This window comes from Collimonas sp., from assembly GCF_044339385.1.
Lineage (GTDB): Bacteria > Pseudomonadota > Gammaproteobacteria > Burkholderiales > Burkholderiaceae_D > Collimonas.
Window position 1 is genome coordinate 1 of sequence record NZ_JBIIVN010000038.1, and the last position, 17,796, is coordinate 17,796.

Here is a 17,796-nt window from a genome sequence, read left to right on the forward strand (position 1 = left end):
TCGTTAAAGACGCCGCCGCATATCGCCCCGGTATGGTATTTCACGCCGTACTATTCGATCCTGCGCGCGATTACTTCAGACTTCATCATTTATCTGCAAGCCGGCGTGGCGGCGTTCGTTGCATTGCTGTGGTTCAAATCAAAACTTGGCAGCATCGTCAAGATCGCCGCAACCGTGATCGGTGCCGCGATTATCGGCGCAATGTTCATATTCGAAGCCAAATTCTTCGGCGTGGTGCTGATGGGCGTCTCGGTCATGGTCCTCGCCGGTTTGCCGTGGCTGGATCACTCCAAGGTCAAGTCGATCCGTTATCGTCCCAGCTGGCACAAATACATTTATATCCTGTTCGGCATCACCTTTGTGATCCTCGGCTATCTCGGCGTCCAGCCGCCGTCGGCAATCGGCAGTTATGTCTCGCAAGTCTGCGCGTTCATTTACTTCGGCTTCTTCCTGTTGATGCCGTGGTGGAGTGCCGCCGGCACCTTCAAGCCGGTGCCGGACCGTGTTGTTTATCACCCGCACTAAGCCAGAGGATAAGAACATGACATTGCTGAAAAGATTGATCGCGGCTCTTATACTGCTGCCAGCGCTGGCTTGTGCCGAAGAGGGTGGTTACCCGCTGGATCGTGCGCCGCAACAGGGTAATAACCTGTCGGCGTTGCAGAATGGCGCCAAACTGTTCGTCAACTACTGCCTGAACTGCCACTCGGCATCGTCGATGCGTTACAACCGTTTGCGCGACATTGGCCTGAGCGAAGATCAGATCAAGAAAAATCTGTTATTTACCACCGATAAGGTCGGCGGGTTGATGGCGATTGCAATGACGCCAAAGGACGGAAAAGAATGGTTTGGCGCGACGCCACCTGATCTTTCGGTGATCGCTCGCGCCAAGGCATCCGGTGCGGGCAGCGGCCCGGACTGGTTGTACACCTATCTGCGTACTTTTTATAAAGATGACAGCCGTCCAACCGGCTGGAATAACATGGTCTTCCCTAACGTCGGCATGCCGCACGTCCTGTGGGAACTTGAAGGTATTCGTACTGCCAAATACGACGACGTCAAGGATCCGCATGAAGAGGGCAAGACCGAACACAAGTTTGTGGGTTTCGAGCAAGTTAAGCCCGGTAAGATGAACCGGATCGAATACGACGTTGCTGTCGCCGATCTGGTCTCCTATCTTGAGTGGATGGGCGAACCTGCTCAGAACACCCGCAAGCGGCTTGGCGTCTGGGTTCTGCTGTTTCTCGGCATGTTCCTGGTTCTGGCATGGCGTCTGAATGCGTCATACTGGAAAGACATCAAGTAGTATTTCATACCCGCGATTTTGCGGGTATGCGTTTTGGGGTGAGCCGTATGGGTCTCACCCTTTTGTTTCTAAGGAACTATAAAAATGATGGTTCTCTATTCGGGTACAACCTGCCCATTTTCGCAACGCTGCCGTCTCGTTCTGTTCGAGAAAGGCATGGACTTCGAAATTCGCGATGTCGACCTGTTTAACAAGCCGGAAGACATTTCGACGATGAATCCATATGGCCAAGTGCCGATTCTGGTCGAGCGCGACCTGATTCTGTACGAGTCCAACATCATCAACGAATACATCGACGAGCGTTTCCCGCATCCGCAACTGATGCCGGCCGATCCGCTGGTGCGCGCACGCGCACGCCTGATGCTATTCAACTTTGAGAAAGAATTGTTCATCCACGTACACACGCTGGAGAACGAGAAAGCCAAAGGTTCAGAAAAGAGCCATGAGAAGGCGCGCTCGGAAATCCGCGATCGCCTGACCACGCTGGCACCTTTGTTCATAAAGAACAAATACATGCTGGGCGATGAGTTCTCCATGCTTGATGTTGCCATTGCACCGTTGCTGTGGCGTCTGGATCACTACGGTATCGAGCTGTCGAAGGCAGCTGCACCGCTGATGAAGTATGCTGAGCGCATTTTCTCGCGCCCCGCCTACATCGAAGCGCTGACACCGTCTGAGAAGGTCATGCGTCGTTAATTGCCGGCGCGGGCAACTGGCGCGCGTCGCTTGCGTGATGCGCGCCAGTCCTTGCTTAACCATTTGTAAAAGTACAGTTTTCGCTCATGCCCGAGATTTCTACCAAACCTTATTTGTTGCGCGCCATTTATGAATGGTGCGCCGACAACGGCTACACACCCTACCTTGCGGCAAGGGTCGATGCGCAAACGCGGGTCCCGATGCAATTCGTCAAAAACGGCGAGATCGTATTGAACATCAGCTTTGAAGCCACCAGCGGTTTGAAAATGGACAATCAATTTGTCGATTTCAGTGCGCGTTTCGGCGGCGTATCGCGCGATATTTCGGTCCCGGTGGATAACGTCATCGCCATTTACGCGCGAGAAAACGGCCAGGGCATGGCATTTGAGGTAACCGTCCCCAGTGAAGCGGACGCCAGCGCTGCCGTCGGGCCCGACCGCGGCGTCGAGCCTCCCGCACCGATGTTGACCTCGGTACCGTCACCGGTAAGTGAGGTAAAATCCGGTTCGTCAGACACTGGCCCAGAAAAAGATCCTGAACCACCGAAAAAAGGTGGTGGAAGACCTACCCTAACTCGAATTAAATAGGTATAATTCTGGACTTCGCAGTTTAGCTGGCTTAGCTCATCTGGTAGAGCACCTGACTTGTAATCAGGGGGTGGCGGGTTCAAGTCCTGCAGCCAGCACCAATACCTAAAAGGCCCACCGTTCGGTGGGCCTTTTTCTTTTGCCGCGAACACGGCATTAGCAACGCCACGTTCTGCAAATGGCGCTGCAAATCCGGTGGCATGGATGCGTCGCTGATGGCGCGCATGAAAGAGCTGTAAGAAGAGAACCGGCGCCTGTGAAGAAGAGGTATGCCGAGGAACGGCTCAAGGCAGAGATCGTGGCTAGGAATTATCTTTTGATAATTTTCTCATCCGCTCGGGCCAAAAACGCAGCACGTCGGCGCTAAGTCGGATACAAACGACAGAATGCAAAGTCAGATATCGGCATGCGGCCGGCAGATTCGCTCAGAGTCGGCTATCCAGTGGCTGTGCAACTTCCTTCCGTTCGCTGTAACGATCGACAAGGAATGACGAGACGTCGCGGGTGAGTAAAGTGAATTTGAACAATTCTTCCATGACGTCGACTACGCGCTCGTAATAAGAAGATGCTCTCATGCGGCCGGCATCATCAAACTCCAGAAACGCTTTGGCAACTGACGACTGGTTGGGGATGGTGATCATGCGCATCCAGCGGCCAAGAATACGCATCTGATTGACCGCATTAAAAGACTGCGAACCGCCGGATACCTCCATGACTGCCAGCGTTTTTCCTTGCGTCGGCCGGATGGCGCCGATGGCAAGCGGAATCCAATCGATCTGTGCCTTCATGATGCCGGTCATCGCACCGTGCCGTTCCGGCGAGGTCCAGACCATGCCTTCGGCCCATTGTGCCAGGGCTCTCAATTCCAACACCTTGGGATGGTTTTCAGGCTCGCCGTCGGGCAACGGCAAGCCACGTGGATCAAAAATTCTGACTTCGCCGCCCATTTCTTTTAGCAGACGCACCGCTTCCATTGTCAACATGCGGCTATAAGATTTTTCACGCAGGGAGCCGTACAACAACAGGAAGCGCGGTGCATGCGTTGAGCGTGCGACGTCGGCAAAATCGGCAGCGGAGGGCGTGCGGAAAGAGCCCACGTCAATATTCGGCAGATCTGGCAGATTATTTGACACGCTGCCGCTCCGCGTTGACCACCACTTCGCCATCTTCTTTGGCAAACGCAGCCTTTTGCGGCGCTGACAGGATATCGAGCACCAGCTCTGACGGACGGCACAGTCGAGTGCCACCTGGCGTCACCACAAAAGGCCGATTGATCAGAGCCGGGTGTGCCTGCATGGTCTCCAATAATTGCATATCTGTCAGATCCGGCGCGTCCAGTCCAAGTTCTGTGTAAAGCGTTTCCTTTTGTCGAATCGCCTCGCGCACTGTCAGGCCGCTGTCGCCAATCAGTTTTGTCAGCGTTGCCAATGACGGCGGTTGCTTCAGGTATTCAATGACTTCCGGCTCAATGCCGGTATTGCGTATTAATGCCAGCGTGTTGCGCGATGTGCCGCATGCGGGGTTGTGATAAATCGTAATCTTCATGGTTCTGCCTTTTTTCTGCCTTTTGTAAAGGAGCGCTGTCGTCTGGCGCTCCGGTCTTGTGTCAACTGTCAACCATCAACTATCGCTCGCATTGGCGCGGCAGAGCGCAGCCCGGGAAAATCCCGAACAGGATGCGGAGTGCGACCCAGGCGCTGAGATAGCGCTCAAAATAAATCCATGGCCCGGTTGATGCTGCACCTGTTGAGAGATCTCCGGTTGTCGCCCGCGATAGGCGTATGCAATTGCTTCATGGCGCTTTATCCACGCTATCGGCGGCGCTGCAGCAAGCACGATTGCAGGCTGGCGAGCAGGGATTGCCGCCGCAGCAATTATCGGTCAGGAATGACAGCAGGCCAGTCATGGTGACGAAGTTCGCCGAGTAAATGACGAATCGCCCCTCATTGCGAGAGTGCGCCAACTCTGCGTGCGTCAACTCCTTCATATGGAACGATACCGACGACGGCGATATGCCGATGATCTCGCTAATTTTGCCAGCCGGCAGACCGCCAGGCCCGGCTTGCACCAATGCTCGATAGATCGCCAGGCGCGAATCTTGAGCAAGTGCCGCAAGGGCAGCAACGGCTGAATTTGTTTTCATATTTCAATGATAGTTAAAATATTGAATAAATCAAGGTTTTTACTCTGCGGGCTGATGTTGGCCAATGGCTAGATGACAAGTCTAGGCTGGCTATAAACGCGTTTAACGAATAGTTCAGGGCTTTTTTGCGGCCATTCCGTGAGCGCTTGAGGTGGCGTTTTGGGACCGATGGCACGCTGTGCAATAGCGTGGTTGTACAGCCTCAGATAATTGAGCAAGGTTGTCTCCAGTAATGCCGCTGTGAGCCTAGCCGGGCTCATCGTCCTTGAATGTCTTTTTGGGCGAGATCGTTTCGCCTTCAGTCTTCAGCGTGTCGCGCTTAGCGTCGTATGCAGCGTGTGATTGCGGTGCGAAAGGCCTTGCACATGGTTTCGCTTGAGGTACTTGCCAGCTGTGGCAAGGGTGATGTTGAAGACCTTGGCGGCCTGGCGGTCAGACGCAGGCCTGAGTCCTTGATTTTCTAACGAATTTTCGGCGTCGTGCGGGCTTGGGGCTGAATGCGCATGCCCATGGACTGAGGTTGATACGATCTGCTGCCAACGATGAGAAGACCGTGGTGCCAAACCGGCAATCAACTCGCCAGGCATGGCTCTGGCTCGGAACAACGCCATGCTACGACCGGGAGTATGATCACACGAAACTAAGCAACTAAACATCCATCAACCATTTCAGAGCAGCACTCAGCACCATGTATATTCCCAAGCAATTCGATGAACCGCGCGTGGAAGTTCTGCATGCGCTGATGCGGGCGCGGCCGTTGTCTGCGCTCGTCACTCTTGCTTCCGGCGGAATCAACGCCAATCACATTCCATTAATGCTGTCGGCTGAGCCGTCGCCGTTCGGCACACTGCACGGTCACGTGGCCCGCGCCAATCCGCTATGGAACGACTTCCAGGCAGAAGTCGAGGTGCTGGCCATATTTAAAGGGCCAGACGCATATATCACGCCATCGTGGTATGCCACCAAGGCCGAGACCGGTAAGGTCGTGCCGACCTGGAATTATGCCGTCGCGCACGCGTATGGGGTGTTGCGCATCATTGACGATGCGACATGGCTGCGCACGCACCTGACGGCGCTGACTGCGCATAACGAGGGCGGATTCCCATCGCCCTGGCAGGTATCCGATGCGCCACATGATTTCACCGAGAAATTGATGGGCGCCATCGTCGGGATTGAGATCGTCATCTCACGTCTGTCCGGCAAGTGGAAAGTCAGCCAGAACCAGCTCGCCCAGAATCAGGCCGGCGTGATTGAGGGCTTACGTGCGCTTGGCGGCGACGAGCGTTGTGCGATGGCGGCCTTGGTTGAAGCCGGCAAGACCTCAGTTTGACGTGTCGTTGCAACAGCCGGTTCACGTCGCCTTTGGCTGTTGTACTATCGGGCTTTGCTGTAAACATCCGGTTGCACGGTGATTTGTAATTCTCCCCAGCACATGCCACTCAATCAACTTCCGCCGTCAATGTATTCGACAGATCCGGTTCCTGGTTTTACGTCGACATCCTGCGGCGCGCTCTGGTGCGGCATACTGCTGATGGCATGTTCAGCGCTACCGTTGCTCGCGCATGCGGAGCAGCTTGAGGATGAGTCCTGGAACCTGGCAGGCCAGGCCACCTATATCTGGCAAAAGAAGCCATCCTTCGCTGCCGTCTAATCGGGCCCGAACAGCCTGAGTACTCAAGCCGAAAAGGGCTATTCGTTTTCCGCTACGCTTTTCTTTGGCATGCGCTTGTGGCGCGGCGCCGAATTCTACTTCGATCCTGAGGTGGTGCAAGCCGTGCCGATGTCGAATCTGACCGGATTGGGCGGCATGGTTGATTCGGAACAGCAAAAATCCAGCGGACCCAATCCGACGTTTTATCGCGCCCGACTATTTCTGCGTCAAACCTGGGGCCTGGGAGGGGAGCGGGAAGCGCTTGAGTCGGCACCAAACCAGTTGGCAGGAATGGTCGATAAACGGCGTTTGGTTGTGAGCGTCGGCAATATGAGTATTCTCGACATCTTCGACAACAATGCATACGCCCACGACGGCCGCACTCAATTCATGAACTGGGCCCTGTCGACCTATGGCGCCTACGATTATGCTGGCGATACACGCGGCTATACCTGGGGCGCGGCGGCGGAATACTATTATGATGACTGGGTCCTGCGCGGCGGTCGGTTCATGGTGCCGCTCGCATCGAACGGCCAGCGTCTGGATACGCGCATTACCAGGTTTCACGCTGACCAGATCGAACTTCAGCATGATCACACGATCCGTGGGCAGCCCGGAAAAATCAGGGTGCTGGCATTTCGCAACCAGGAATTCATGGGGAGTTTCTCGGATGCCTTGGCTTATGCTGCCACCAATGGTGGCACGCCCGACGTGGCGCAGGTACGCAAGGCCAGCGTCAAGCAGGGCTATGGGATCAATTTAGAGCAAAGCCTGAGCAGCGATCTCGGTTTCTTTACCCGCGCCAGCTGGAACGACGGTAAAACCGAAACCTTTTCCTTTGCCGAAATCGAACGTTCGTTGAGTGTCGGCCTGTCTCTGAAAGGCAGTCGCTGGCGTCGTAACAGTGATACGTTCGGGCTCGCCCTGGTTCAAAACGGTCTGAGCCAGGCGCATCAGACTTATCTGGCGGCTGGCGGCTGGCGGGTTTGGGGGTATTCATCGGTGATGGTCGTTTGAACTACCAGCCTGAGCGTATTCTGGAGGCTTATTACAACTTCAGCTTGCGCAAGGGCTTAGCGCTGAGCGCTGACGTGCAGCGCATCTGGAATCCGGCTTACAACGCTGATCGCGGGCCGGTATTGGTCGCTTTGCTGAGGTTGCACACGGAATTTTAGACCTCTGACGAGTGTTGTCGCACCATCGTATATCGACATGCGAAATTCTTCGTTAGCGCTTGCCGAAGGTTGTGTGAATATCGCGATTTATCGCTTTTAGCACATCCATACGGAGAAGAAATGCGTCGCCTCGTCCTCAAGACATTACCCATTCTATTGTTGGCGAGTACTATCGCCAGCGCCTATGCGCAGGATAAGACCAAGATCAAGGTTGGCGTCTCGGTCGGCAATGCCGAGCAGACTTTCGAAGTCGTCAAAAAAGTAGCCGCGCGTGACGGCTTGGAAATCCAGATCATTACCTTCAGCGATTATCTGCAACCGAATGAAGCATTAGCCGCCGGCGATCTGGATGCCAATGCGTTCCAGCACAAGCCATTCCTCGACAGCCAGATCAAAGCGCGCGGCTACAAGATCGTGCCAGTCGGCCTGGCCCTGACGGCGCCGTTGGGCATCTATTCGAAGAAATATAAAAATGTCGATCAGTTACCGGCCGCTGCCAGCATCGGCATCCAGAACGATCCGTCGAACGGCAACCGGGCCTTGCTGCTATTGCAGAAAGCCGGTTTGATCAAGCTCAAACCTGGTGTCGGTGAAAACGGCGTCAATGCAACGCCGCTGGATGTGATCGAGAATCCGAAAAAGCTCAAGCTGATCGAACTGGACGCCGCACAACTGCCGCGTTCACTGGACGATCTGGCGGCGGCATCAATCAACAACGATTACGCGTTCAAGGCAGGTTTGTCTCTGCAACGCGATACGATTGCGGTGGAAGATGCCCGGGGGCCTTATGCCAATCTGATTGCCACGCGGGTGGAGGACAAGGATAAGCCGTGGGTGAAGAAACTGGTCAAGGCGTATCAGTCGGAAGAGGTGCGGAAATTCATCGAGACCGAATTCAAAGGCTCGCTGATTCCAGCATTTTAATCACGCATGGACCCATCGGCGTCGATGGGCCAGCGTACCAACAATATACGGCTGTCAGTTGTTGAACAGGCGGCCGAGTTCGACGCCCGGCTGTGCGGCGCGCATAAATGCCTCGCCAACCAGGAAGGCATTGACGTTGGCATCGCGCATGCGTTTGACGTCATCCCGCGTGTGAATGCCCGATTCGGTCACCACCAGCTTGTCTGGCGCAATATGCGGCAACAGGTCTAGAGTGGTTTGCAGCGAGGTGTCGAAAGTGCGCAGGTTGCGGTTGTTGATGCCGAGCAGCTTGGTCTTCAGCTTCAATGCCGCATTCAGTTCTTCTGCATTGTGCACTTCCACCAGCACGCTCATACCAAGCTCATGGGCGAGCGCTTCCATTTCTGCCATCAAACCGTGGTCCAGCGCCGCGACGATCAGCAGGATCGCATCGGCACCCCACGCACGCGCCTGGAACACCTGATACGGATCGATCATGAAATCCTTGCGCAGCGCAGGCAGCGCACACGCGGCACGGGCCTGTTGCAGATACTCCGGCGCACCTTGAAAAAACTGAACGTCGGTGAGTACCGACAAGCAAGCCGCACCATGCGCAGCGTAATCGGCGGCAATCTCGGCCGGGCGGAAGTCGGCGCGGATGACGCCTTTGGAAGGCGATGCTTTTTTTACTTCAGCAATGACGCCAGGGTGGCCCGCAGCTATCTTGGCCCGCAATGCCGTTTCGTAGCTGCGCAAGTCGGCTCGCGCCTCAGTGTCGGATTCCACTTCGCGGCGCAAACTGGCAAAGTCCTGCTGTTTTTTTGCCGCAGCGACTTCATCAGCTTTCACGGCGAGGATTTTATTCAAGATGTCGGACATGGGTATTTTCCTTTGCAACGGCTTAGTGCAATCAGTCTGCGGCACCGATGGTTTGCGTGATATTAACGAACTGATCAAGCTTGGCGCGGGCAGCGCCCGAGGCGATTGCTGCGCGCGCCTTTTCCAAACCATCAGAGATTGAGCTGGCAACGCCAGCGGCATACAAGGCGGTGCCGGCATTGATGGCAACGATGTCGCGGGCTGCACCGGGCTGGTCTTCCAGCGCCTCCAGCGCTTTTTGCCTGGACTCGATAGCATTGGATACTTTCAGATTGCGGCTGGCAATCATCTGTAGTCCAAAATCTTCCGGATGAATTTCATATTCGCGGATTTCACCGTTGACCAACTCGCCCACCATGGTGCCGGCGCCAAGCGAGACTTCATCCATATTGTCGCGCCCCCACACCACGATGGCGTGCTGCGCGCCCAACCGTTGCAATACCCGCACCTGAATGCCGACCAGATCGGCATGGAATACCCCCATCAGGATATTCGGTGCGCCAGCCGGATTGGTTAGTGGTCCAAGAATATTGAAAATGGTGCGCACCCCCAGTTCCTTGCGCACCGGCGCCGCGTGTTTCATTGCCGCGTGGTGGTTCGGCGCAAACATGAAGCCAATACCGGTTTGCTCGATCGACTCCGCCACTTGCGCTGGCGTCAGGTTGATATTAGCGCCAAACGACTCCAACACATCGGCGCTTCCCGACGACGACGATACGCTGCGCCCGCCATGCTTGGCGACGCGAGCACCGGCGGCGGCGGCGACAAACATCGAGGCCGTCGAAATATTGAACGTCTGTGCGCCATCGCCGCCGGTACCAACGATATCCACCAAATTATCGGTATCGCGGCAAGGAACCGGTGTTGCAAATTCACGCATGACTTGCGCCGCTGCAGCGATTTCGCCGATGGTTTCTTTCTTTACGCGCAGGCCCATGGTCAGCGCAGCGATCATTGAAGGCGACATTTCGCCGCGCATGATGCGGCGGAACAGCGACAGCATTTCGTCGTGAAAGATTTCGCGATGCTCAATGCAACGCAACAGGGCTTCTTGTTCGGTGATTGGCATGATTTCCTTGCTACGAATGAGGAGGTCGGCGCACCGGGCCAGCCAGCGGATGCGTCGGTGCGACAGATTCAGGCAGTTCTTTGTGCGAAGTTACGCAGCAGCGCGTGGCCATGTTCCGACAGGATTGATTCAGGGTGAAATTGCACGCCCTCGATATCGTAATCTTTGTGTCGCACACCCATGATTTCGCCGTCATCAGTCCAGGCCGTGATTTCCAGGCAGTCAGGAATCGAGGAACGCTCAATCGCCAGCGAGTGATAGCGGATCACCGTGAACGGGCTGGGTAAATCCTTGAATACGCCGACGCCGGTGTGCGTAATTGGTGAGGTCTTGCCATGCATGACTTGTTGCGCGCGAATCACCTTGCCGCCGAACGCTTCGCCGATGGCCTGATGCCCCAGGCAAACGCCGAGTATCGGCAGCTTGCCGGCAAACCGCTGCAGCAATTCAACGCAAATCCCGGCTTCCTTGGGGCTGCACGGCCCGGGTGAGAGGCAGATGCGATCAGGCTTCAGGGCCTGGATGTCTTCAAGTGTGATTTCGTCGTTGCGGAAAGTACGTACATCTTCACCCAATTCGCCGAAGTATTGCACCAGGTTGTAGGTGAAGGAATCGTAGTTGTCGATCATTAGCAGCATCAGATTTCTCCATCCAGTCCGTCTTGCACCTGTTCTGCCGCGCGCAGTACCGCGCGCGCCTTGTTTTCGGTTTCCTGCCATTCCATCTCGGGCACCGAATCGGCGACGATACCGGCTGCGGCCTGCACATACAGCATGCCATCCTTGATGACGCCGGTGCGAATGGCGATGGCGACATCCATTTCACCGCCGAACGACAGATAGCCGCAGGCGCCGCCGTAGATGCCGCGCTTGGTCAGTTCCAGTTCATCGATGATTTCCATGGCGCGTACTTTCGGCGCACCGGACAAGGTGCCAGCCGGGAAAGTAGCTTTCAGGACATCCAGGTTGGACAGGCCAGATTTAAGTTCACCCTCAACGTTGGAAACGATGTGTTGAACATGCGAATATTTTTCGATCACCATCTGATCGGTGACTTTGACGCTACCGGTTTCGGCGATGCGGCCGATGTCGTTACGGGCCAGGTCGATCAGCATCACGTGCTCCGCGATTTCCTTGGGGTCAGCGAGCAGCTCGGTAGCCAGTTGCTCATCCTGCTCGGGAGTCGAACCACGCGGCCGGGTACCAGCCAATGGGCGGATCGTGACCTTGCGCTTGCTTTCGCCGCTGGCGGTTTTAGGTGCCGAGGTTTGTTCATTGCGCACCAGGATTTCCGGCGAAGCGCCGACAATCTGCATGTTGCCGAAATTGTAGAAATACATGTACGGCGACGGATTCAGCGAGCGCAGTGCGCGGTATAGCATCAACGGCGAATCGACGTAGGGCTTCTTGATGCGTTGGCCGATCTGCACCTGCATCAGGTCGCCCGCCATCACATATTCCTTGGCCTTGGCGACAGCCTTCAGGTAATCGTCTTTCTTGAATTCGCGAATGGTTTCGGTGCGCACCGACGCCGATGTCACTGGCGCGTCGGCCGGCCGGCGCAGCATATTGCGCAAGTCTTTCAAGCGCTGGCGGCCTTTCGAGAAGGCTTCCGGCTGGGTCGGATCGGCGTAGACGATCAGGTACAGTTTGCCGGACAGATTGTCGATGACAGTCAGCTCTTCGGTCAGCAGCAATTGAATATCAGGCAGGCCGAGATCGTCTTGCGGCGTCGAGTCGGCCAGACGTTTTTCAATATGGCGCACCGTATCGTAACCGAAATAACCGGCCAGGCCACCGCAAAAGCGCGGCAGCCCAGGACGCAGCGCGACTTTGTAGCGCGACTGGAACTCGGCGATGAAATCGAGCGGGTTACCATCGTGGGTTTCGATGATCTTGTCGTCATTGACCACTTCGATCTGCGTGCCGTAGCTGCGCAGCAGCGTCGAGGCCGGCAAGCCAATGAATGAGTAGCGTCCGAAGCGTTCGCCGCCGACGACTGATTCCAACAGGAAAGTATTTTTCCCGGTGTGCTGGGTTTGCGCCAACTTCAGGTACAGCGTTAATGGGGTTTCGAGATCGGCAAAGGCTTCTGCGATCAGCGGAATACGGTTATAGCCTTGCGTGGCCAGCGATTTGAATTCGAGTTCGGTCATGTTTCTCTCCAGGCCGCTATTGTAAAACAGCGGTGGTTCATTACAAAAAACGTTGCCAGAATTTCTGGCTAATCAAGAAATCTCCTGGCAGCGGCGATCTGTGGGTCTAATTAGCCCAGGATTGCCAGCGTCGCCATAGCCAGGCCCCGGGGGCGACTAGGAGGACGTGAAGTTTTTTGTTGGCGAACATGAGAGATTGGACGGTGTTAAATAAGTCGAAAAATATAAGTCAAAAAATATAAGTCGAAAAATGCGACAAAGAGTCGGGCGAATCAGGTTGAAATATGATGTGCAGCAACTAACAGCGAACTGACTATACCATCGGAATCGACATCGTGCATAGATTCGCCGTGATTGTAGCCGTAAGGTACGTTAAATACCTTGCAACCGGCTGCACGCGCCGCTTCGGCGTCGTTGCTGGAGTCGCCGATGGCAATCACCTGCGCCGGTTCCAGCGTGAAATCGGCACAAACCGCGAGTAGCGGCATCGGGTCCGGTTTCTTGCGCGGGAACGAATCGCCGCCGTAAACCACCTCGAAATACTTGCGTAGCCCCGTTTTTTCTAGCAACGTCAACGCAAATGCTAAAGGTTTGTTGGTGACGCAGGCCAGCCGCAACCCTTTTTGACGCATCGCCTGCAAGCCCTCAACCACGTCGGGATACAGTCTTGCATGGGTGCCGTTGACGACTGCGTAATGACGCTGATAAGAATCCAGCGCCGCGTTGAAATGCTGCTCGACTTGCGGCGCCGGAAAATCAACGGCGAGTACCCGGCGAACCAGATTCTCACTGCCTTTGCCGACGAAGTCGACAATCATTTTTTGTTCCAGCAGCGCCAGATCCAGCTCGGCACGCATGCGGTTCACTGCTACCTGAAAATCCGGCGCGGTGTCGAGCATCGTGCCATCAAGGTCAATGATGGCCGCGGCGATACCGCTCAGGACAATCACTTCCCGCGTTACTGCTGGATTTGTTTCATTCATACCTGCGCCAGTTCCGTTCGCATATTGTCGATTACTGCCTTGTAATCGGGTTTGCCGAAGATAGCCGATCCGGCGACGAAGGTATCTGCGCCGGCCTTGGCTGCTGCCGCGATGTTGTCGATCTTGATGCCGCCATCGACTTCCAGCATGATGTCGCGCCCGGAGGCATCGATCCGTCGACGCGCCTCGGCAATCTTCTTCAGCGCTTCCGGGATGAATGACTGGCCGCCGAAGCCTGGATTAACTGACATGATCAGGATGATATCGATCTTGTCCATCACATAATCAAGGTAGTCCAGCGATGTTGCCGGATTGAAAACCAGGCCGGCTTTGCAGCCGTTGTCGCGGATCAGTTGCAGCGTGCGATCAACATGCTCCGATGCTTCCGGGTGGAAAGTAATAATATTGGCACCCGCCTTTGCGAAGTCCGGAATGATGCGGTCCACCGGCTTGACCATCAGATGCACGTCGATGGGCACCTGCACATGTGGGCGGATCGCCTGGCACACCAGGGGGCCGATAGTCAGGTTGGGAGCGTAATGGTTATCCATCACGTCGAAGTGGATCATGTCGGCGCCGTCGCTTACAACATTGCGTACTTCTTCACCCAGGCGGGCGAAGTCGGCGGAGAGGATGCTGGGGGCAATACGATAGGTTGGCATGAAGGCTATCCAAAGAAGGGCGCAAAAAAGAGGGCTATTTTACTCTTTAGGAGGCCGTCTGGCGTCCTTGCTGCTTGCGCCTTGGGGGAAATTCGTGTGCAATGGCTCGTTAGCCGTAGTCAATTTGAAAGTAATCAGTGTCAATCGAGGAACCCAGCATGGCCGCCTATGAATTTACCGTTTCTGTCAGGACGCAGTATCTGGAAGAGCAATCCGATCCCGGCAGTTCGCATTTTGTGTTCGCCTATGCGATTACTATTCGCAATACCGGGCAGGTCGCGGCACAATTGATTGCGCGCCACTGGGTGATTACAGATGCTAACAACCATGTTGAGGAAGTGCGCGGCCTTGGTGTGGTGGGCCATCAGCCGCTGCTGCAACCGGGCGAACAATTCGAGTACACCAGCGGCACCTCAATGGCGCCGCCGCAGGGTTCCATGTCCGGCGAGTATTTCTGCGTTGCTGAAGACGGCGAGCAATTCGAGGCGCGCATTCCCGAATTTGTCCTGTCGCTGCCACGCACCCTGCACTGAATTTATTTTTCGCTCTTATCTTCTTTGGACTGCCAGGGTTTGACAGGTGGCTCGGCCGGCGGCTTTTTATCCGGATTGCGACCGGAAAACATCGTCCACCAGACAATGAATGCGAACACAAAGAAGGCAAAACACGCTTCAAGAGCGACTAACCACATAAAGAATCCTAAATGCTATTTAAACGTATCAGTCTACCCGTTTCTGTCTTGATTATCGGTTTCAGTTTAGCTGCCTGTACCAGTACTCCCCTCACAACGCCATTGCCCAAGGAACCGCCGCGACCCGCCGAAACCGCGCCGCCGCTGCCCTCAACGCCACCCGGCGCCGCCCTGCGGGCGACTACATTCTCGGCCCTGCCCGGCTGGGCCAGTGACGATTTGCGCCAGGCGCTACCGGCGTTTCTGACTTCTTGTACGACCCAGGCGCGCAAGGTTGACTGGAAAGAGCCTTGTGCGATTGCCGCCGGCGTGGATGGCGGGAGTGAAAAGGCAGTGCGCGAATTTTTTCAGTCACTCTTCACGCCTTATCAAATTATTAATCCTGATGGTTCGGATAACGGGCTGGTCACCGGCTATTACGAACCGTTGCTCAGAGGCGCGCGTAAGCGTGGCAGCCCCTACCAGACGCCGCTCTACCGGGCGCCGGACGATCTGATCACGGTTGACCTAGCCAGCATCTATCCGGAGTTGAAGGGGCTGCGACTGCGCGGCCGCCTGGTCGGTAACAAAGTGGTGCCCTACGCCAACCGTGCCGAGCTAGATAAGTCCGGCGCTCTGGTTGGCAAGGAGTTGCTATGGGTGGATGACCCGATTGATGCGTTTTTCCTTCAGGTACAAGGTTCCGGTCGCGTCCAGCTGAATGACACCGGAACCATTATGCGGGTAGCTTACGCCGATCAAAACGGTTATCCGTACAAATCGATCGGACGTTATCTGGTCGATAAAGGCGAACTGACACTGGCTCAGGCGTCTGCGCAAGGCATCAAAGCCTGGCTGGCGGCGAATCCAGGGCGGCAACAGGAATTGCTGAACGCCAATCCAAGCTATGTCTTTTTCAAGGAAGAAAGCGTCACCGATCCGAGTAAAGGCCCCAAGGGCGCCCAAGGCGTGCCTCTGACCCCGCAACGCTCAATTGCGGTCGACCCGCAGTTTGTACCGCTCGGCACCCCGGTGTTTTTGTCGACCACCCAGCCCAACAGCAGCGCCCCGTTGCAGCAACTGGTGGTGGCGCAGGATACCGGCGATGCCATCAAGGGCGCGGTCCGTGCCGATTTTTTCTGGGGTTTTGGTAATGACGCTGGCGATAAGGCTGGCAAGATGAAGCAGCGTGGCATGATGTGGTTGCTGTTGCCGAAGATGGCCGCGATCCGATAACTGCGGCCAAGTCCGGTATGACGCAACGCCAAGTATGATTAAAATTAATTAACGCCTAGCGCAACACCAGCACTGGGATTGTGGAATGGGCCAGCACCCTTTGGGTTTTACTGCCTAGGAAAAGGCGGCTAAGGCCGCTACGGCCATGCGATGCCATGAAAATCGCGTCGCAATGATATTTCTCGGCCGCATTGATGATCTCTTCGTCGGGATTGAAGGCTTGAGCGGTCAGCATTTCGCACTGTACGCCGGCGTCTCTGGCGGCGTCAGCGACTTTTTTTACATTCAACTGCGCCAGCGCCAGCATGTTCTCTTCATAGGTACCTGGGTCGGTGGCCATGTTGCTTTCAGCCATCGGCGAGAACGGGTAAGGCTCGGCAACCGAAAGGGCGAAGATTTTGCCCCCGCTGAATCTGGCAAATTCAATGGCGGTGGCAATTGCCTTGTCGGACAGTTGTGATCCGTCAGTAGGGACTAGAATGGTCTTAAACATGAAAAGCCTCCTTCTAGTTAGGGGATCGGTTGAAATCTCAGAACCGTGTCGGAAATATGTTGATTTAAGTAATATTAACAAGGACAGGCACGTTTCTTAGTGACAATCCAAAACCTGATAAATTCCTCATGATGTGGTTCGCCGGTGTGTGTATATTTACTTATACATACTTATAGGTGGTAATCCTATCCCTTATCCAGCGGCGCTACAATTAACATCAAACGATTTACACGAAATGGAAGATCCAATGACATACGAAAATATCCTCGTCGAGACGCAAGGCAAAGTTGGGCTCATTCACCTGAATCGCCCCAAGGCCCTGAACGCCCTAAACGATCAATTGATGAGTGAGTTGGGTACGGCGCTACTCGAATTTGACGGCGATCCAGAAATTGGCTGCATCGTTCTGACAGGAAGCGACAAAGCCTTTGCCGCCGGTGCCGATATCGGCGGTATGGCCACCTTGTCTTATATGGACGTATTCAAGGGCGACTACATCACCCGCAATTGGGAGGTGATCCGTAGCGTTCGCAAGCCGGTGATTGCCGCCGTAGCGGGTTTTGCACTGGGCGGTGGCTGCGAGCTGGCGATGATGTGCGATTTCATCATCGCTGCCGACAATGCCAAATTCGGTCAGCCGGAAATCAAGCTAGGTATCATTCCCGGTGCTGGTGGCACGCAGCGCCTGCCGCGAGCGGTATCGAAGTCGAAAGCGATGGACATGTGTTTGACTGCACGCATGATGGATGCTGCCGAAGCCGAGCGCGCTGGCCTTGTCTCGCGTGTGGTGCCGTTGGAGCGCCTGTTGCCGGAGGCCATTGAAGCGGCCATCGTGATTTCGTCAATGCCCCTGCCGGCGGTCATGATGATCAAGGAATCGGTCAACCGCGCCTATGAAACGACGCTGGCCGAAGGAGTTCAATATGAGCGCCGCATGTTCCACAGCACCTTCGCCACAGAAGATCAGAAAGAAGGCATGCATGCCTTCTTAGAGAAACGCCCACCTGTTTTTAAAAATATTTAAAATATTTAATAAACCGCTTGCCATAGGTCGAAATGGTTTGCTATAGTTCGCCTCCCGTTGAGAACGACGCGAAATAAAACGAAACAGCAGCAAGAAATTGGGGCTGTTTTTAGCGAAGTGGGAACGAAGAATTAAGTTGTAAATGAGGTTGTAAAGTTAGTGTT

22 protein-coding genes, 1 tRNA gene and 2 pseudogenes are annotated in these 17,796 nt (G+C 55.2%); 14 read left to right on the forward strand and 11 right to left on the reverse strand.

Annotated features, from left to right (window positions below; genetic code table 11):
• The 6 genes and pseudogenes from ACIQ0R_RS04565 to ACIQ0R_RS04590 all read left to right on the forward strand — a co-directional run.
• Positions 1–525 (forward strand): annotated as a pseudogene (locus ACIQ0R_RS04565) (cytochrome bc complex cytochrome b subunit); the annotation flags it as partial.
• A 16-nt stretch (positions 526–541) separates the two neighbouring features.
• On the forward strand, positions 542–1,306 hold the full coding sequence (locus ACIQ0R_RS04570; RefSeq protein ID WP_395824180.1) for a cytochrome c1: 765 nt from the start codon (positions 542–544) through the stop codon (positions 1,304–1,306).
• Positions 1,307–1,390: 84 nt separating this feature from the next.
• A complete protein-coding gene (locus ACIQ0R_RS04575; protein WP_395824183.1) occupies positions 1,391–2,002 on the forward strand; it encodes a glutathione S-transferase N-terminal domain-containing protein in 612 nt (203 codons plus the stop codon).
• A gap of 86 nt (positions 2,003–2,088) precedes the next feature.
• Positions 2,089–2,589, forward strand: coding sequence for a ClpXP protease specificity-enhancing factor (locus ACIQ0R_RS04580; protein WP_395824186.1), 501 nt, complete (start codon positions 2,089–2,091; stop codon positions 2,587–2,589).
• A gap of 25 nt (positions 2,590–2,614) precedes the next feature.
• A tRNA-Thr gene (locus ACIQ0R_RS04585) sits at positions 2,615–2,690 on the forward strand.
• A pseudogene (locus ACIQ0R_RS04590) lies at positions 2,676–2,947 on the forward strand (transposase); the annotation flags it as partial. The gene ACIQ0R_RS04585 and the pseudogene ACIQ0R_RS04590, both read left to right, overlap by 15 nt.
• Positions 2,948–3,014: 67 nt before the next feature.
• On the opposite strand, the gene arsH reads toward ACIQ0R_RS04590, so the two are convergent.
• From arsH to ACIQ0R_RS04605, 3 genes are all read right to left on the reverse strand, one after another.
• Positions 3,015–3,722: an arsenical resistance protein ArsH gene (gene arsH, locus ACIQ0R_RS04595; RefSeq protein ID WP_395824189.1), complete on the reverse strand. Its 708-nt coding sequence runs from the start codon at positions 3,720–3,722 to the stop codon at positions 3,015–3,017.
• A complete protein-coding gene (arsC, locus tag ACIQ0R_RS04600) occupies positions 3,712–4,134 on the reverse strand; it encodes an arsenate reductase (glutaredoxin) (RefSeq protein ID WP_395824192.1) in 423 nt (140 codons plus the stop codon). Before arsC ends, arsH begins: the two co-directional genes overlap by 11 nt.
• A gap of 247 nt (positions 4,135–4,381) precedes the next feature.
• On the reverse strand, positions 4,382–4,732 hold the full coding sequence (locus ACIQ0R_RS04605; protein WP_395824195.1) for an ArsR/SmtB family transcription factor: 351 nt from the start codon (positions 4,730–4,732) through the stop codon (positions 4,382–4,384).
• Positions 4,733–5,420: 688 nt separating this feature from the next.
• Here ACIQ0R_RS04605 and ACIQ0R_RS04610 point away from each other — a divergent pair.
• The 5 genes from ACIQ0R_RS04610 (at position 5,421) to ACIQ0R_RS04630 (ending at position 8,482) form a co-directional block, all read left to right on the forward strand.
• Positions 5,421–6,062: an FMN-binding negative transcriptional regulator gene (locus ACIQ0R_RS04610; RefSeq protein ID WP_395824198.1), complete on the forward strand. Its 642-nt coding sequence runs from the start codon at positions 5,421–5,423 to the stop codon at positions 6,060–6,062.
• Between the two features lie 102 nt (positions 6,063–6,164).
• Positions 6,165–6,383, forward strand: a complete 219-nt coding sequence (locus ACIQ0R_RS04615) for a hypothetical protein (protein WP_395824201.1) — start codon at positions 6,165–6,167, stop codon at positions 6,381–6,383.
• Between the two features lie 75 nt (positions 6,384–6,458).
• Entirely contained in the window at positions 6,459–7,400 is a 942-nt protein-coding gene (locus ACIQ0R_RS04620; protein WP_395824204.1) for a carbohydrate porin, read from the forward strand.
• The gene (locus tag ACIQ0R_RS04625) at positions 7,397–7,558 is read left to right on the forward strand and encodes a carbohydrate porin (protein WP_395824207.1); all 162 of its coding nucleotides are present in this window, start codon (positions 7,397–7,399) and stop codon (positions 7,556–7,558) included. The genes ACIQ0R_RS04620 and ACIQ0R_RS04625 overlap by 4 nt, the downstream gene beginning before the upstream one ends.
• Before the next feature lie 120 nt (positions 7,559–7,678).
• Entirely contained in the window at positions 7,679–8,482 is an 804-nt protein-coding gene (locus tag ACIQ0R_RS04630; protein ID WP_395824210.1) for a MetQ/NlpA family ABC transporter substrate-binding protein, read from the forward strand.
• A 54-nt stretch (positions 8,483–8,536) separates the two neighbouring features.
• Here the strand turns inward: ACIQ0R_RS04630 and trpC are convergent, their stop codons facing one another.
• The 6 genes from trpC to rpe all read right to left on the reverse strand — a co-directional run bounded on the left by trpC (position 8,537) and on the right by rpe (position 14,209).
• A complete protein-coding gene (trpC, locus tag ACIQ0R_RS04635; RefSeq protein WP_395824213.1) occupies positions 8,537–9,340 on the reverse strand; it encodes an indole-3-glycerol phosphate synthase TrpC in 804 nt (267 codons plus the stop codon).
• Positions 9,341–9,371: 31 nt separating this feature from the next.
• Entirely contained in the window at positions 9,372–10,409 is a 1,038-nt protein-coding gene (trpD, locus tag ACIQ0R_RS04640; protein ID WP_395824216.1) for an anthranilate phosphoribosyltransferase, read from the reverse strand.
• A gap of 68 nt (positions 10,410–10,477) precedes the next feature.
• Entirely contained in the window at positions 10,478–11,047 is a 570-nt protein-coding gene (locus ACIQ0R_RS04645; RefSeq protein ID WP_395824219.1) for an aminodeoxychorismate/anthranilate synthase component II, read from the reverse strand.
• Positions 11,047–12,564: an anthranilate synthase component I gene (gene trpE, locus ACIQ0R_RS04650; protein WP_395824222.1), complete on the reverse strand. Its 1,518-nt coding sequence runs from the start codon at positions 12,562–12,564 to the stop codon at positions 11,047–11,049. The genes ACIQ0R_RS04645 and trpE overlap by 1 nt, the downstream gene beginning before the upstream one ends.
• Before the next feature lie 272 nt (positions 12,565–12,836).
• Entirely contained in the window at positions 12,837–13,547 is a 711-nt protein-coding gene (locus ACIQ0R_RS04655; RefSeq protein WP_395824226.1) for a phosphoglycolate phosphatase, read from the reverse strand.
• Positions 13,544–14,209: a ribulose-phosphate 3-epimerase gene (rpe, locus tag ACIQ0R_RS04660; RefSeq protein WP_395824229.1), complete on the reverse strand. Its 666-nt coding sequence runs from the start codon at positions 14,207–14,209 to the stop codon at positions 13,544–13,546. The genes ACIQ0R_RS04655 and rpe overlap by 4 nt, the downstream gene beginning before the upstream one ends.
• Positions 14,210–14,367: 158 nt before the next feature.
• Between rpe and apaG the strand changes: the two genes are divergently transcribed.
• Positions 14,368–14,742, forward strand: a complete 375-nt coding sequence (apaG, locus tag ACIQ0R_RS04665) for a Co2+/Mg2+ efflux protein ApaG (protein WP_395824232.1) — start codon at positions 14,368–14,370, stop codon at positions 14,740–14,742.
• Between the two features lie 2 nt (positions 14,743–14,744).
• Here apaG and ACIQ0R_RS04670 read toward each other — a convergent pair whose 3' ends face one another.
• Positions 14,745–14,900, reverse strand: coding sequence for a hypothetical protein (locus tag ACIQ0R_RS04670; protein WP_395824234.1), 156 nt, complete (start codon positions 14,898–14,900; stop codon positions 14,745–14,747).
• 12 nt (positions 14,901–14,912) lie between these two features.
• On the opposite strand from ACIQ0R_RS04670, the gene ACIQ0R_RS04675 reads away from it, so the two are divergent.
• Entirely contained in the window at positions 14,913–16,115 is a 1,203-nt protein-coding gene (locus ACIQ0R_RS04675) for a murein transglycosylase A (protein WP_395824237.1), read from the forward strand.
• A 55-nt stretch (positions 16,116–16,170) separates the two neighbouring features.
• Here the strand turns inward: ACIQ0R_RS04675 and ACIQ0R_RS04680 are convergent, their stop codons facing one another.
• Positions 16,171–16,608 carry a universal stress protein gene (locus tag ACIQ0R_RS04680; protein WP_395824240.1) on the reverse strand — a complete coding sequence of 146 codons (438 nt, stop codon included), beginning with the start codon at positions 16,606–16,608 and terminating at the stop codon, positions 16,171–16,173.
• A 247-nt stretch (positions 16,609–16,855) separates the two neighbouring features.
• Between ACIQ0R_RS04680 and ACIQ0R_RS04685 the strand changes: the two genes are divergently transcribed.
• A complete protein-coding gene (locus ACIQ0R_RS04685) occupies positions 16,856–17,632 on the forward strand; it encodes an enoyl-CoA hydratase (RefSeq protein WP_395824243.1) in 777 nt (258 codons plus the stop codon).
• Positions 17,633–17,796: the final 164 nt, after the last annotated feature.